The organism is Corynebacterium sp. ACRPE (assembly GCF_022347435.1).
GTDB lineage: Bacteria > Actinomycetota > Actinomycetes > Mycobacteriales > Mycobacteriaceae > Corynebacterium > Corynebacterium tuberculostearicum_D.
The window spans coordinates 1-15,584 of the sequence record NZ_JAKRNA010000022.1 but is presented as its reverse complement, the minus strand read 5'-3'; the positions used below and the strand labels follow the sequence as shown (position 1 = coordinate 15,584).

Below are 15,584 nucleotides of genomic sequence, written 5' to 3'. Positions count from 1 at the left end.
GGCTCCTACCCTACCTACTAGTTGCCTAGCCCCAGACTCAGACCCAGCTGCGTATGCAAAACAAAAAATCCTGTTGCCCGTGTGGCAACAGGATCACAATGTTGAGTGCTACTTAGCTAGTGGCACGCCGCGGGCGTCCTTATCGTAATCTCCGGCGCCGGCAATGATCATGATGAACTCAATGAAGACCCAGATTCCGAGGATGGCCCAAAACGCGAATCCGAGCAAGAACCAGAAAGTAGCCCAGCCCAGGATATTAAGCACCAGCTGCGCTACGCCGAAGGTCGTGCGGCCGGTATAGAAGTTATGCGCGCCGAAGGAGCCCAAGAAGAAGCACAGAAGCAAAGTCGCAATCCAAGACTTTTGCTGTCCCTGCGCCACATACTGCTGCTGCACCGGATAGGAACCCATATTCGGTTGTGGTGCATAGCCCTGGTTGTACTGCGGCTGGTAACCGGCCTGCTGGTTATAGGGGTTGTACTGCTGCCCCTGGTTGTTGTCATAGGACTGGCCAGAATACTCGTCATTTTCTGGTTGGTAGCTACCATTTGGGTTTGTCACAGGGAATCTGCTCCTTGGTCTCGGGGTCACTCGTGGTCTGGACTCAATGTAGCATGCGAGACCGAGCTCACTAGACAGATAGAGTGTAAAACGAACAAAGCCCGCTTCGCCCGGCACATAAGCCGGAGAAACGGGCGTTGTATTCCTAGTGACTAGGCAGCCTTAGGAGCGTTGACGTCCTCAGGCAGAGCGGCCTTAGCAGCCTCGCACAGTGCGGAGAATGCCTCGAAGTCATTGACAGCAAGCTCAGCCAGGATCTTGCGGTCAACCTCGACCTCAGCCAGGCGCAGGCCGTGGATGAGGCGGTTGTAGGTGATGTCGTTCATGCGGGCAGCAGCGTTGATGCGCTGGATCCACAGCTTACGGAACTCAGACTTACGGGCGCGACGATCGCGGTAAGCATAAGTCATGGAGTGCAGCCACTGCTCCTTCGCCTTACGGTACAGGCGGGAACGCTGGCCGCGGTAGCCCTTAGCGGACTTCAGAATCGCGCGACGCTTCTTCTTTGCGTTAACTGAGCGCTTTACTCGTGCCACAGTGATACTTCCTTAATTCGAATTGTGATGGCGGATGTGGGTTGATTCGGCGCTATTATGCGCGGCCGAGCAGGCGCTTGACGCGCTTGGTGTCAGGCTGTGCGACTGCCTCGGTGCCCTTCAGACGACGGGTACGCTTGGACGGCTTGCCCTCCAGCAGGTGGCGGCGGCCAGCCTGCTCACGGCGCAGCTTGCCGGAACCGGTCACCTTGATACGCTTTGCGGTGCCCTTGTGGGTCTTCTGCTTCATGAGTATTAAGTCCTTAAATCCTACGTGGAATCTGGTCTACTTCTTGCCCTTGCGAACCGGACCCAAGACCATGGTCATATTGCGACCATCCTGCTTGGGGCGGGACTCAACAACGCCAACTTCAGCGACGTCATCGGCCAAACGCTCCAAGAGGCGGAAACCCAGCTCCGGACGCGATTGCTCACGACCACGGAACATGATGGTCACCTTGACCTTGGATCCCTTCTCGAGGAAGCGAACTACGTTACCCTTCTTGGTCTCATAATCGTGATCATCGATCTTCGGGCGGAACTTCTGTTCCTTAACCACGGTCTGCTGCTGGTTCTTACGGGCTTCGCGAGCCTTCTGAGCCTGCTCGTACTTGAACTTGCCGTAGTCCATGATCTTGGCCACTGGGGGCTTTGCCTTCGGGGCTACCTCAACCAAGTCAAGGTCAGCCTCGTATGCAAGCTTGCGAGCATCATCGGTACGGACGATGCCCACCTGTTCACCACCGGGGCCTACCAAACGGACCTCGGGTACTCGGATACGCTCATTGATGCGAGCTTCAGCGCTGATTGTGGTTCTCCTCGATTAGGGGGTGTATGAGTAAGTAGTTCACCTACCGGGACCACAAACGAATCAAACCCGGTCTGCCAAAGACAGCCGGGAGTTCTCACAGTGCCAAGCACGAGTGCTTGGTTACCTTTACCTTTATCCTACGAACGATGTTCGCGGCATCGGGTGGGAGAAGCTCCGCTTGTGACCCACGAACCTCGAAAAGGCGTCATGGGCGGTAGTGGCTTTGAGGATAGCAGCTTCTACCCTTTCCACCAAATCGCAACTCGCTTAGCTGTCCTTGCATTGAACAGCTGGTTCAATGTTGCCCTTCTCTACCCCTTTATCAACGATGTCCACTAACTCATGGGCGAGATACTTTACCGCTGGCTCGGCTTTGGCATAGTCCTCGCCATCGGTAACCACAGATAACGCGACGCCGACGCGCTTGCCAGCAACCTCATGAACGCCAAATTGGCGGTAGGTGTACTCATTGTCGTCCTCGTCCAAGCCCCAGCCGCTCTTGGCGCGGGTTCGCTTCTCTTTCGACAGACCAATCTTCTGCCAGGACACAATGTCTTTGAGCACCTTGTGGACGTAGTCCGCCTCCTCAATGCAGGGCAATTCAGCACCGAAGACTGCTTGGTCTTTCAATGACCACGTGGAGTAGCCGAAGGCGGTGTCATGGATATCCGCGTGCGATCCATAGTCTTCGAGCAATTCCTCGACTGCCTTATCGGCGGAGCCTTCGCGCCATTGCACCTGGGACCACAAGGAGTAGGCGGCATCGTTATCGGATTCCTTGATTGCCAAGTCAACCAGGCTTTTATCCGCGCCGTCTTTGAGCGCCGCGATGGCGATTGGCACCTTAATGGTGGACCAGACAGGGCCCTTGCCCTTATCTCCCACGGCAATGGTGTCATCGCCGGCTGAAATAGCGACCCCAACCTTAGCGTGGTATTTCCTTGCGGTCTGGTCTACTGCACGGTCGAGCTGTGTGCGCACAGAGTCCGGGTTGGGTGCCGGAGAGCTAGTCGACGGCGCTGGGGCCTTCTCGGTCTCAGCGTCGCTAGAACAGGCGCTCACCGTAAACATAGTGAGCGCTGCCAGCAGGCTGACGCCGAGGCGGTAACTATTCACAGTGTCCCTACTTCAACATGTCCTTTAGGTAGCTACCGGTATAGGAGCCTTCCACCTGCGCCACATCTTCCGGAGTACCCTGCGCTACTACGGTGCCACCGCCGGCGCCGCCTTCCGGGCCCATATCCACGATCCAGTCCGCAGCCTTGATGACATCGAGGTTGTGCTCAATGACAAGCACCGAATTGCCCTTGTCTACAAGGCCCTGGATTACCAACATCAGCTTGCGGATGTCTTCAAAGTGCAGACCAGTGGTCGGCTCGTCCAAGATGTAGATGGTCCTACCGTTGGTACGCTTTTGCAGTTCCGAGGCGAGCTTAACGCGTTGCGCCTCACCGCCAGACAGCGTGGTAGCGGCTTGGCCGAGGCGAACGTAGCCCAAGCCGACGTCGACAAGCGTGGCAAGGTAGCGGTGAATCGAGTTGATGGGCTCGAAGAAGTCCGCTGCCTCAGAAATGGGCATGTCAAGAACCTCGGCGATGTTCTTGCCCTTATAATGCACCTCCAAGGTCTCGCGGTTATAGCGAGCGCCCTCACACACCTCACACGGAACATACACGTCCGGCAGGAAGTTCATCTCAATCTTGATGGTGCCATCGCCTTGGCATGCCTCGCAGCGCCCACCCTTAACGTTGAAGGAGAAGCGGCCGGCCTTGTAGCCGCGAACCTTGGCCTCCTGGGTTTCGGCAAAAAGGTTACGGATCTTGTCAAAGACGCCCGTATAGGTAGCCGGGTTGGAACGCGGGGTACGGCCAATCGGGCTCTGGTCTACCTGGACTAGCTTATCCAGGTGCTCCACGCCCTCGACGCGCTTGGCCCGGCCGGGGACCTGCCGGGCACGATTGAGCTTATTGGCCAAAGTCTTGGCCAAAATCTCATTGACCACGGTGGATTTACCCGAGCCGGAAACACCGGTAATGCACGCCAGCACTCCCAGCGGGATTTCGACGTTTATGCCCTTGAGGTTATTCTCGCGTGCCCCCACGACCTTCAGGGTGCGATCCTTGTCGATCTCGCGGCGGTGATCCGGTACGGCGAGCACCTTCTTGCCAGAAAGATACTGGCCAGTCAGGGACTCCTCTACCTTTTCAATTCCCGCCGGTTCGCCCTGGTAGACCACCTCGCCACCATATTCACCGGCACGCGGGCCCACATCGACGAGCCAATCGGACTCCCGAATGGTGTCTTCATCATGCTCGACCACAATGAGGGTATTGCCAATATCGCGCAAACGCTGCAGGGTCTTAATAAGGCGCTGGTTATCGCGTTGGTGCAAACCAATGGAAGGCTCATCGAGCACGTACAGAACGCCGGCCAAGCCGGAACCAATCTGCGTGGCCAGGCGAATGCGCTGCGCCTCGCCGCCCGAAAGCGTGGACGCGCCGCGATCCAAGGTCAGGTAATTCAGACCGACGTCCAGAAGGAAGCGCAACCGAGCCTGGGTTTCCTTGAGTACCGCACCGGCAATGATTTCCTCGCGGTGCCCCAGCACCAAAGAGTCCAGGAATTCAGAGGCATCTTCAATCGAAAGCGCACACAGCCCCGCAATGGACTGCTCACCGTGAGTAGTAGAAGCCAAGCGGACGGCTAAAATCTCCGGCTTCAAGCGCGTGCCTTTGCAGGTACTGCACGGCACGCGGCGGGTGTACTGCAGCAGGCGATCCTTTTGGGACTGAGAATCGGTCGTTTCCAGCTTGCGGTGAATGAAACCGGTCGCGCCCTCAAACGGCGCGGTCCAATTGCGCTGGCGCCCGTAGCGGTTCTTGTAGCGAACCTGCACCTCCTCGTCCGTACCATAGATGAGCGCGTGGCGCTGCTCCTTAGTCAATTCGCTCACTGGCGTCTTAGGGGCAAAGCCCATTGCCTTACCCAGACCCTCCACTAGCTTGACAAAGTAACGGGAGTTGGGAGAAGAGTGCCACGGCTGGATCGCGTCAACCGCCGGGGCATCTGGGTCCGGAATAAGCAAGTCAACATCGACTTCCAGCTTCGTACCCAAACCATCACACACCGGGCAAGAACCAAACGGAGCATTGAAGGAAAAGGCCCGGGGCTCATACTCTTCAATGGTCAGCGTGTGACCATTAGGACAGGCGGCCTTCTCCGAGTACGTGTGGGTGAGCTCTTCCTTATCCACGAACTCTATGGTGACCAGTCCATCCGCCAAGCGCAGGGCCGTTTCCACCGAATCCGTTAAGCGTTGTTTCTGCGAGGCCTTTACCTGCAGGCGGTCAACCACTACCTCAATATTGTGCTTGATCTGCTTCTTGAGCTTGGGAGGATCGCTGAGCTGATGGGTCTCTCCATCCACTCGCACGCGGGAGTAACCCTGCGCCGAAAGATCCTGAAAAAGATCCACAAACTCGCCCTTGCGCTTACGAACTACCGGTGCAAGCACCTGGAACTTCAGCTTTTCTTCCAGATCCAGCACCGCATCCACAATCTGCTGCGGCGTTTGGCGCTCAATCACCGCATCACACTTTGGGCAGTGCGGCGTTCCAGCACGGGAAAATAGCAAGCGCAGGTAGTCGTAGATCTCCGTGATCGTGCCCACCGTAGAGCGTGGATTATGGTTGGTGGATTTTTGATCAATGGACACTGCGGGTGACAGGCCATCAATAAATTCCACGTTGGGCTTGTCCATCTGCCCTAAGAACATGCGGGCATAAGAACTCAAGGATTCCACGTAGCGGCGCTGGCCTTCAGCGAAGATGGTGTCAAAGGCCAGCGAAGATTTACCGGAGCCGGATAGGCCGGTAAAAACAACCATTTTATCGCGGGGGATATCGATATCCACGCCCTTGAGGTTGTGCTCGCGGGCACCGCGCACCACCAAACGATCAGCCACTGTGCTCAGACCTCCAGTACTAGGGATTGCAATCTTCCCTCGAATGTACCCGTAGGCTAGGACACATGACTAACGAGCTTCAGCTACATCAAATCTCCGTCTCCGAGATGGACAATAACTGCTACCTCCTACAGGCGGGCGAAGAGGGCTTGCTTGTCGACGCCGCCGATGACGCCCCCGCAATCCTCGACATGGCCCGCAAGGCCGGAGTGAAAATCACCGCGGTGCTTACTACCCACCGCCACTGGGACCACGTGCGCGCACTCGAGGAGATTTTGTCCGAAACGGGCGCTACTCACTACGCCTCTTTCCTCGATTCCCCCGCCATCCCAGCTGAGGTAGACGTAGAGCTGCGCGAGGGCGATTCCATCGAGTTCGCGGGCCTTCAGCTGCCCATCATTATCTTGCGCGGCCACACCCCAGGCGGGGCGGCACTTGTTGCAAGCATCGATGGCGTCACCAACCTCTTCGTAGGCGATTCCCTCTTCCCCGGCGGTTTGGGCAAGACCACCTCTGAGGGCGACTTCGTACGCCTATATAAGGACGTCACCGCGCGCATCTTTGATGAGTTCCCCGACAATACGATCGTGCGCCCGGGACACGGCAAGTCCACGACCTTGGGCGAGGAGCGCCCCAAGCTTGGTGACTGGTGGGAACGCCGCTGGTGATCCAACGGCGAATTTCCGCGTACAATGGTCTAGCACACGATAGGTCTAGAACAACGAGCTAAGGAGCTTTAAGGACTATGATTCGCAAGCTTGCCCGCCCCATGCTGGCATCCGTATTTGTATGGGAAGGCGTAGACAACCTGCGCAACGCGTCCGAGCATGTCAAGGAAACCGAGGGTTTCCTCAAGACCGTGCGCAAGGCCGTTCCTTCTGAGTACCAGGGCTACATCCCCAATGACCCAGAACTAGTTACCCGCGCCATTGGCGGCGCTAAGGTAGGCGCCGGCTCCACCTTGGCTCTGGGCAAGGCACCGCGCACTTCCGCTGCGGTTCTGGCCGCCGCTACCCTGCCTAACCTGATTGGCAAGAATAGCTTCTGGGCAGCAGACAACAAGGAAGACAAGGAATCTCGCCGCAACGGATTCGTTACCAACACCGCTTTGCTCGGCGCCTTGTTTATCGCTACCCAGGACACCGAGGGTAAGCCTGCCCTGCGTTGGCGCGCGCAGAAGGCCGGCAAGCGTACGAATAAGAAGATTCAGCAGGCGCTGCCTACTAAGTCTGAGTCCGAGCAGAAGCGCGAAGAACTCTCTGCCCGTGCTAACGAGCTGTCTTCCAAGGCCGGTGACTGGATCAACGAGACCTCTGCCAAGGCACAGGCTTATGTAGACGACAACAAGGATGACTGGCAGTCCACCGGCCGAGGTCTGCTGGATACTGCAAAGTCCTATGTTGACGATGCCAAGACCTACGTAGAGGACAACAAGGACGATTGGCAGGAGTCTGGCCGCGGCTTGCTGGGCAACGCCAAGTCCTTCATCGAGGACTCGGTCGACAACGCCAAGACGTACGTTGAAGACAATAAGGGTGACTGGCTCGAGACCGCACAGGCTAATCGCGACATCGCCCGTACCCGTGCTGTGAAGGCAGCTACCAAGGCTCAGGCACGTGCCGATAAGGCCGTCGCCAAGCTGGATGGCGCCAAGTCGAAGCGCGCAAACAAGAAGGCCTCCAAGCACGCTGACAAGCTGCAGCAGGAGGCAAATAAGAAGATTGAGGCAGCTATCAAGAAGCTGGAAAAGCGCTCTAAGTAGCCACATCTTCCTCGGCCGAGTATCTCGGCGATGACTCAACGGCCCAGCCTTATGCTGGGCCGTTGTTCTTTGTCACAGCAGGGTCTAAACTCATCTCTCCCCCTCGCCGGACAGCGTGCCCGGCACCTTCCACCCCATCAACGTCCAATCACCAAGGAGTCACGTGAACTCAGCATCCCAAAAGCACGCGGCGGCCGCAGGTTCCTCGGAGCGCGAAGCCATCGCTACGGAGCAAGATTATGTGGACGGCCTTTTCTCCCGCCTCGACGATGAGGTGGCTGCTGCAAATGAACGGCTCAATGAGGTGCAGGCGGACGTAGATCCCTCCACCCCGGACGCGGATGCCTTGGTACGCCGCGAAACGGAATACCACGGGCTCCAAGCCAAGCTGGATCGTCTCAATGTGGCACAGATGGGTTTGGTCTTTGGCCGCATCGACATCGATGCCCCAGGTGACAATCCCACCCCGGAAGGCCTAGACCGCCGCTACATCGGCCGCATGGGGCTCGATGCGCGTGAAGAGGACTATCGCACGCTACTGCTTGACTGGCGTGCCCCCATGGCACGGCCCTTCTATCTCGCTACTACCGCCCAGCCAGAAGGCGTGCACACCCGCCGCCAAATCCGCACCAAGGGGCGCACCGTCACTGGCATTCATGATGAAGTCCTTGCTGGCCCCGGCGTGCGTGAAGAAGAGGCCGGCGTAGCGAGCGAATCCGCTCTCTATCACGCCATGCAGCGAGCCCGCACGGGCCACATGGCTTCCATTGTGGAGACCATTCAGCGGGAGCAGGACGAGATTATCCGCGATAACACCCGCGGGGTGATGGTAGTAGAAGGCGGCCCCGGCACCGGTAAGACCGCAGTTGCGCTGCACCGCGTTGCCTATCTGCTCTATACCCACCGCGAGCTACTTTCTGCCACCGGCGTACTTATCGTCGGCCCCAATAGCAGCTTCTTGGACTATATTTCGCGCGTGCTCCCAGAACTGGGCGAGACCGGCGTGGTGCTCTCCACCATCGGCGGGCTCTTTCCTGGAATTGAGCCGGACCACGAAGAAGACCTCGTGGCTCGGGAAATCAAGGGCAGCGACGCCATGGTGGAAATCCTCTCCACTGCGGTCAAGGACTACCAGTTGCTTCCCGACGCCCCTCGCGAGCTGACCGTCGACGGCCTTACCTTAAGCGTCACACCACACATGGTGAAAAGCGCCCGCACACGTGCACGGCGCTCGCGCAAGCCGCACAATGAGGCGCGTGGTGCCTTCATCGAGCACCTCGTAGAGGACCTTGCCCAGCAAATGGCAGAAAAGGTCGGTGCCGATCCGCTTGGCGGAAAGAATCTCCTGTCGCGCGCCGATATCGATCAATTCCACGATGACCTTGCTGAGGACGCGGCCGTTACTGCCTTGATCGATGAGTTTTGGCCCGAACTACACCCCACCGATGTACTTGCTGCTCTAGTCTCCTCGCGCGAGCGCATCGCTTCTGCCGCGCACGGATATGACGAGGAAACCCAAGAAGCGCTCTACCGTGCAGAGGGGCGAGCATGGACGGATTCGGATGCGGCCTTGCTAGACGAGCTTGCCGTCCTCATCGGCCTACCCAACCCTGAAGAAAAGAAGGCAGCCGATGACGCCGCGTGGCGCGAGCAAGTGGCGGATGCGGAAGACGCATTGGATATCTTGTCTTCCTCCGAGTCCACAGATAACGACGATGACATGTTTGAAGCAGAAATCCTCTCTGCCCACGATGTCATCGACGCCGAAACCTTGGCGCACCGCCAGGAGGTACGCGATAAGCGCACCACTGCCCAACGCGCCCGCGAAGATCATACGTGGGCTTATGGTCACATCATCGTGGACGAAGCCCAGGAATTAACACCTATGGAGTGGCGAATGCTCTTCCGCCGCTGCCCTTCGCGGTGGATGACTTTGGTGGGTGATACCTCCCAGACTGGTTCCCCGGCAGGTGTTGATGACTGGGGCGAGGCCCTCGAGCCCTTCGTGGCTCAACGCTTCCGTCACCACTTCTTAACCGTCAACTATCGCACCCCGCAGCCCATTACGGAATTGGCCAATGGACTTTTGGAAATGATTAACCCTGACGCCATTCCGGCGACAGCCATCCGTGATGGGGTACAGGTGCGCCGGCTTGAGCAGGGCACCTACACCCCTGGAGTACACAGCGAAGAGGACGGCAGGCTCACAGCGGTTATTGACGCCGCCACGGCGGAGCGCTACAAGGGCCTCGAGTTTGACCACGTGGTCGTGCTCGATCCGCAGCGCATCGTGGATGCCTCCCCACAGGGATTGCAAAACCTCTATGTCTGCATCACTCGTGCTACTCAATCCCTCACGCTCGTTGGTGACTGCGGCGAAGTTCTTTAGGCTCCCGTAAGCTTTATGCCATGGCCTTATCTGACATCATGCGCAAAGCTGAAAGCTCACTTAACTCCATTACTTTGAAGCGCTCCAAACGGCGTGGATGGCAGCCCCTGATTGTGGGATATACAGGTTATGGCACCACCGATCAGGTGAGAATCTTCGGCCGCGTACTGATGCATGATCCTGATGAAGGCAAGAGGGATACGTGGGGTGAGCGCGGCTACCAGCAGTTTCTTACCATTCAAGTAGGACACCATGACGTTTCGGTGACTATTGGGGAAAAGACTGTCACCGGCACCACTGACCGCAACGGATACATTGACTTACTAATCCATGACCACGGATTAGAGCCCGGATGGCATACGGCAACAATCGAGGCCGCAAACGCGAATGCCGTGGAGGTCCAACTACTTATCGTTGATCCGGCGGCCAAGATCGGCATCGTTAGCGATATCGATGACACGGTGCTTGTCACGTGGCTGCCGCGCGCACTCACCGCGGCGTGGAATTCCTGGGCTAAGCGCCCTAGCAAGCGACAGCCGGTTCCCGGAATGGCCGAATTCTATGCTCAGCTACAGCAGCGCTTCCCCCAAGCCCCAGTGTTTTATCTTTCTACGGGCGCTTGGAATACCTTTGGCTCGCTCAAAAAATTCCTGTCTCACCATGGTTTCCCCACGGGTCCCATGCTGCTGACGGACTGGGGCCCAACGGAAACGGGACTTTTCCGCAGCGGTCAGGAGCACAAGCGTGTTCAGCTGCGCAATCTGCTCATTGCTTACCCGGATATGCAATGGATTCTCATTGGCGATGACGGACAGCATGATCCGCTCACCTACGGCGATGTGGCCAATGAGCATCCGGACCGGATCCACTCTGTGCTCATCCGCAATCTGAGCCCGCAAGAGCAGTTGCTCTCCCACGGCTCCCTGAGCCCTTTGGCTGATGCCAATGAGGAGGGCCACTTCTCTATCCCTTTGATTCAGGGCGCGAACGGCGACGCCATTGCCGCCGCATTCGACGCTGCACACCCTGCGGAGTAAGCTGCGCTTAACGACGAAACCCGCCTTGGCCTTCCAATAAGACCAAGGCGGGTTTTAATCACCGCAGTTAGCTGACGGTGTGAACGATCATTACATCGCAGTCAGACTGGCGAGCAACGTCTGCCGGCACGGAGCCCAGCAGGCGACCGGTCAGGGAGTTGATGCCGCGGTTGCCCACGATAAGCAGGTCAGCATCGTTATCGTTGACGATGGACATCAGGGCCTGCACTGGGGTGCCCGGGCGAACAGCGGTTTCTACCTTGGAAGCGCCGAACTTCTCAGCGTGTGCCTTAGCATCCTTGAGGTTTGCCTCCGCCTTCTCATCGCCCAAAATGGTTACGGAATCCTGGCGCAGGGTCTTGGAAGCCTGCTCCTGGTTTTCGTAGTAAGCACAACCGATAATCAGATTGGAATCGAATGCGGCAGCAATCTTAGCAGCTCGCTCTACAGCGAGGAGAGAAGACTTAGAACCGTCAGTACCGACAACGATCGTGTTGTAGTCGCTCATGATGACCTTTCTTTGTGGGTGTGTACCCGGAGTGTTTATTTAGCCTACAGAGGCATTACTGCCAGTGTAACAACGAAAAATGATTAACGTTTCTCGCTGGTATTAACTACGACGACGTCTACCTTTGACTTGTGGGTCAGTTCCGTTGGGACAGAACCGAAGACTCGACCACGAACGGAATTCACGCCGCGGTTTCCCACCACGAACAGGTCCACGTCATAGTCCTGGCCTACTTCCAACAAGGCTTTTACTGGGTCTCCAGATTTTCCTACAATTTCAATGTGTTCCGCACCCTCTGACTCGGCGATACGGGTGGCATTGGTCAGGTAGGTACCGGCCATGTCCTCACTTACAACGGGCAGACCGGCTTCGTCGCCCCTCGGAGCACCAAGCATGGATCCAGCGTGGTTATAAAAAGCTGAGATGATGATCAGCTTAGCGTCGTACGCCCGTGCCATGGACGCCGCAGCGCGGACCGCGCGCAGGGAGGTTTCAGAGCCATCGGTGCCGACGGCAATGTTTTTATAGGTAAGCATTATTCTCCTTGCAGTTGAACTACTTCACAGTGACAACTAAACGGCGCTTCTGGCACTTATCCAGTATAACTAGCGCAGCCCTTTAGAAAAGTACCCGCGGAGCCAATCATCACTTTCAGGGGGAGAAAACTAGATTCCCGCTTCCTTCAATCCACGCAATTCCTTCTTTAGATCAGCAATCTCATCGCGCAGGCGTCCAGCCAATTCGAACTTGAGCTCGCGCGCGGCGGCACCCATTTGGGCCGAGAGGTCGTCGATAAGCGCCTGCACCTCATCGGTAGCCATGCTGGAAATATCCCGCTTCTCCACCACTGCAGAGGGGTCAGAGTTGGACTCTTCTTCCCCACCGTCTTCATAGACCTGGTCAAGGATATCGGCAATCTTCTTCCGCAAAGGCTGCGGGTCAATGCCATGTTCCTTGTTATAGGCTATCTGCTTTTCGCGGCGTCGCTCCGTCTCCTCGATTGCCTCCTGCATCGAATCGGTGATTTTATCGGCATACATAATCACCTCGCCAGAGACGTTACGGGCAGCACGGCCAATGGTCTGGATGAGCGAGGTGGTAGAGCGCAAGAAACCTTCCTTGTCTGCATCCAAGATGGCAACGAGCGATACCTCGGGGAGGTCAAGGCCCTCACGCAGAAGGTTAATGCCCACCAGCACATCAAACTCGCCTAGGCGCAATTGCCGCAAGAGCTCGACGCGCTGCAAGGTATCGATATCCGAGTGCAAGTAGCGCACCTTAATCCCCTGCTCCAGCAGGTAATCGGTGAGGTCTTCTGCCATGCGCTTAGTCAGCGTAGTCACCAGTACTCGCTCTTGCTGCGAAATGCGGGTGCGTACCTCATCAATAAGGTCATCAATCTGGCCCTTAGTGGGTTTGACGGTAACCTTCGGATCCACCAGACCTGTCGGGCGAATCACCTGCTCCACGTACTCACCGTCCGAGGACGTAAGTTCAAAGTCGCCAGGCGTGGCAGACATGTAGACGGTCTGTCCGACGCGTTGTTCAAACTCATCAAAGGTCAGCGGGCGGTTATCCACTGCGGAGGGCAGCCGGAAACCGAATTCCACCAGGTTGCGCTTGCGGGACATATCGCCCTCGAACATGCCGCCAATCTGTGGAACCGTGACGTGAGACTCGTCAATAATGGTGAGAAAATCCTCGGGGAAGTAATCCAGCAGCGTTGCCGGCGCGGAGCCGGCCGGACGGCCATCGACGTGGCGGGAGTAGTTCTCGATGCCGGAGCAAAAACCTACCTGCTCGATCATTTCTAGATCGTATTCCGTGCGCATGCGAAGCCGTTGTGCCTCCAGCAGTTTGCCGCGGTTTTCCAGATCCTCCAGGCGCTCGGCCAATTCCTCTTTGATGGCGGCTACGGCCTTTTCCATGCGTTCGGGTCCTGCCACGTAGTGGGTCGCGGGGAAGATGCGCACCTCATCTACTTCCTCGATGACATCGCCAGTGACGGGGTGAATGTAGTAGAGAGAATCAATATCATCACCGAAGAATTCAATGCGCACTGCGCGTTCCTCATAAGCCGGAATGATATCGACCGTATCGCCCTTGGCACGGAATGTACCGCGGGTAAATCCCACATCGTTGCGTTCGTATTGGATATCCACCAACAAACGCAGGAATCGGTCTCGGTCCAACTCCTCGTCCACGGAAATAATGACCGAGCGATCCAAATAGGACTGCGGGGTACCCAAGCCGTAAATGCACGATACGGAGGACACAACCACCACGTCCCGGCGGGACAGCAGGGCCGAAGTAGCCGAGTGACGCAGGCGCTCTACGTCCTCGTTGATGGACGAATCCTTCTCAATATAGGTATCCGTCTGCGCAATATAAGCCTCTGGCTGGTAGTAGTCATAATAAGAGACGAAGTACTCCACCGCGTTATGCGGCAAGAGTTGGCGCAGCTCGTTCGCTAGCTGCGCTGCCAGGGTCTTATTTGGCGCCATTACCAGCGTGGGTCGCTGCTGTTTTTCGATCAACCACGCAGCTGTGGCGGACTTACCTGTACCGGTAGCACCCATGAGTACGACATCGCGCTCGTCGCGGTTGAGGCGTTCATGGAGCTCTGCAATGGCGGCGGGCTGGTCGCCGGCCGGTTCGTATTCAGAGACAACCTGAAACTCACCTGGGGTGCGCTCGACCTCGCTGACGACGCGGTGCTCGGAATTTGGAATAAGAGGATGTTCAGCAGCAAAAGCCATGCCCACTACTCTACTGCTTATATGGCGCGGCTAGCTATGTTCACGGCAAGGAGTCCTGCGCGGTGCGCAGCCACTCTTCCAGCTCGCCGGTGGTCTCCCACAGCGCATAAACAGAAGACGTCTCTGGTCGCATCGCACTATTAATGCGGCGGCGCAGCCACGCTTTAGACTGCGGCGTATACAGGGGCGCAAGAGCCTCGCGGTGGATTCCTTCCGGCAGCGCATCAGCTTTCAGCTTCAACAAGGCGCCCAGTGCGATCATGGTTTCTGCGTCATCGGAGTCCATGGGCTCTTCGGCACATGACTTCTGAAAGGCTTTGAGATCGAAAGAGCCATCACGCAAGCTAGCGAGCAGTTCTCGCGCTGCGTGATTATCAAAAGGCCCAGTATCCCACGTTCCCACGGCGAGTAGCTTAAGACGCGAAAGTTAACGCAACTTCGAAACTGCGTAAACTCTAACCACCCAACGGTTAAAGTTTGGGTGACCCCGCGTCTATGACTCCGCTTCTATACGGTTCATGACCTCGGCCGCTCGCGCACGCAGCTGCTCCAGCGTGCCGTTGTTGTCAATGACGTGCGTGGCCGCGGCTAGTCTTACCTCATCCGTTACCTGCGCTGCTATGCGACGTCGCGCATCGTCCTCTTCCAGCCCGCGTGAAGTTACGAGGCGACGGACGCGCTCTTCGACGGCCAGGTCGACCACGATGACGTAGTCCATGTCTTTGTCTAAACCGTTATCCACCAATAGCGGCATATCGTAAACGGCAAAGTCATAGCCTTCTTCACGTGCCTCGTCGAATTGGCGCTGCGTTTCCGCTTGGATGCGTGGATGGGTAATGGAGTTCAACAACTCGGTATGTTCCTTATCCACAAAGGCTCGCTGAGCTAATTCTTTGCGGTTGAGGCTGCCGTCCGCCAAGAGGATATCTTCTCCGAATGCTGCCGCCAGCTCCGCTAACGCAGGCCGCCCGGGCTTGACGACGTCGCGGGCAATGCCATCGGCGTCTACCACGCGCCACCCTCGTTCGCGGCAGAGCGTTGCAACTGTTGACTTGCCACTGCCAATTCCGCCTGTAAGGCCAATGAGTTTCATGGCAGCCACCCTACGCGAAAAGGAACCCCGCCATACGCGATGGTGAACTGCTCCCCATTAGTTGGACTGAGAAATCAGTTACCTACTAGTGGGGAGCAGTTGTATGCATACGCGTAGTTCGTTGTCGGCGGGGCAGCGGGAAGAATTGGTGGCCCTTTTCGAGC

15 protein-coding genes are annotated in these 15,584 nt (G+C 57.2%); 4 read left to right on the top strand and 11 right to left on the bottom strand.

The features are described from left to right. Nucleotides 1-108: 108 nt before the first annotated feature. From MHY13_RS09810 to uvrA, 6 genes are all read right to left on the bottom strand, one after another. Entirely contained in the window at nucleotides 109-561 is a 453-nt protein-coding gene (locus tag MHY13_RS09810) for a TM2 domain-containing protein (protein WP_239282981.1), read from the bottom strand. A 152-nt stretch (nucleotides 562-713) separates the two neighbouring features. Further along, nucleotides 714-1,097, bottom strand: coding sequence for a 50S ribosomal protein L20 (rplT, locus tag MHY13_RS09805; RefSeq protein ID WP_239282980.1), 384 nt, complete (start codon nucleotides 1,095-1,097; stop codon nucleotides 714-716). A gap of 55 nt (nucleotides 1,098-1,152) precedes the next feature. Further along, on the bottom strand, nucleotides 1,153-1,347 hold the full coding sequence (gene rpmI, locus MHY13_RS09800; RefSeq protein ID WP_005323265.1) for a 50S ribosomal protein L35: 195 nt from the start codon (nucleotides 1,345-1,347) through the stop codon (nucleotides 1,153-1,155). A gap of 36 nt (nucleotides 1,348-1,383) precedes the next feature. Continuing rightward, nucleotides 1,384-1,905 carry a translation initiation factor IF-3 gene (gene infC, locus MHY13_RS09795; protein WP_080970442.1) on the bottom strand — a complete coding sequence of 174 codons (522 nt, stop codon included), beginning with the start codon at nucleotides 1,903-1,905 and terminating at the stop codon, nucleotides 1,384-1,386. A 270-nt stretch (nucleotides 1,906-2,175) separates the two neighbouring features. Beyond that, nucleotides 2,176-3,024 (bottom strand): hypothetical protein, encoded by an 849-nt coding sequence (locus tag MHY13_RS09790; RefSeq protein WP_239282979.1) that lies wholly within the window; start codon nucleotides 3,022-3,024, stop codon nucleotides 2,176-2,178. Nucleotides 3,025-3,031: 7 nt separating this feature from the next. Continuing rightward, nucleotides 3,032-5,872, bottom strand: coding sequence for an excinuclease ABC subunit UvrA (uvrA, locus tag MHY13_RS09785; RefSeq protein WP_239282978.1), 2,841 nt, complete (start codon nucleotides 5,870-5,872; stop codon nucleotides 3,032-3,034). Between the two features lie 65 nt (nucleotides 5,873-5,937). Here uvrA and MHY13_RS09780 point away from each other — a divergent pair, with 65 nt between their 5' ends. From MHY13_RS09780 to MHY13_RS09765, 4 genes are all read left to right on the top strand, one after another. Then, the gene (locus tag MHY13_RS09780) at nucleotides 5,938-6,540 is read left to right on the top strand and encodes an MBL fold metallo-hydrolase (protein ID WP_204609214.1); all 603 of its coding nucleotides are present in this window, start codon (nucleotides 5,938-5,940) and stop codon (nucleotides 6,538-6,540) included. 77 nt (nucleotides 6,541-6,617) lie between these two features. Beyond that, a complete protein-coding gene (locus tag MHY13_RS09775; protein ID WP_204609216.1) occupies nucleotides 6,618-7,634 on the top strand; it encodes a DoxX family protein in 1,017 nt (338 codons plus the stop codon). A gap of 163 nt (nucleotides 7,635-7,797) precedes the next feature. Next, nucleotides 7,798-10,023, top strand: coding sequence for a UvrD-helicase domain-containing protein (locus MHY13_RS09770; RefSeq protein ID WP_204609218.1), 2,226 nt, complete (start codon nucleotides 7,798-7,800; stop codon nucleotides 10,021-10,023). A gap of 20 nt (nucleotides 10,024-10,043) precedes the next feature. After that, entirely contained in the window at nucleotides 10,044-11,060 is a 1,017-nt protein-coding gene (locus MHY13_RS09765; RefSeq protein ID WP_204609220.1) for an App1 family protein, read from the top strand. Nucleotides 11,061-11,127: 67 nt separating this feature from the next. On the opposite strand, the gene MHY13_RS09760 is transcribed toward MHY13_RS09765, so the two are convergent. The 5 genes from MHY13_RS09760 to coaE form a co-directional block, all read right to left on the bottom strand. After that, a complete protein-coding gene (locus tag MHY13_RS09760) occupies nucleotides 11,128-11,568 on the bottom strand; it encodes a universal stress protein (protein WP_204609222.1) in 441 nt (146 codons plus the stop codon). An 83-nt stretch (nucleotides 11,569-11,651) separates the two neighbouring features. Beyond that, on the bottom strand, nucleotides 11,652-12,104 hold the full coding sequence (locus MHY13_RS09755; protein WP_005323274.1) for a universal stress protein: 453 nt from the start codon (nucleotides 12,102-12,104) through the stop codon (nucleotides 11,652-11,654). A gap of 129 nt (nucleotides 12,105-12,233) precedes the next feature. Then, nucleotides 12,234-14,327 (bottom strand): excinuclease ABC subunit UvrB, encoded by a 2,094-nt coding sequence (gene uvrB, locus MHY13_RS09750; protein ID WP_239282977.1) that lies wholly within the window; start codon nucleotides 14,325-14,327, stop codon nucleotides 12,234-12,236. 40 nt (nucleotides 14,328-14,367) lie between these two features. Then, nucleotides 14,368-14,730: a DUF4259 domain-containing protein gene (locus MHY13_RS09745; protein WP_204609227.1), complete on the bottom strand. Its 363-nt coding sequence runs from the start codon at nucleotides 14,728-14,730 to the stop codon at nucleotides 14,368-14,370. Nucleotides 14,731-14,820: 90 nt separating this feature from the next. Then, nucleotides 14,821-15,420, bottom strand: a complete 600-nt coding sequence (gene coaE, locus MHY13_RS09740; protein WP_239282976.1) for a dephospho-CoA kinase — start codon at nucleotides 15,418-15,420, stop codon at nucleotides 14,821-14,823. Nucleotides 15,421-15,584: the final 164 nt, after the last annotated feature.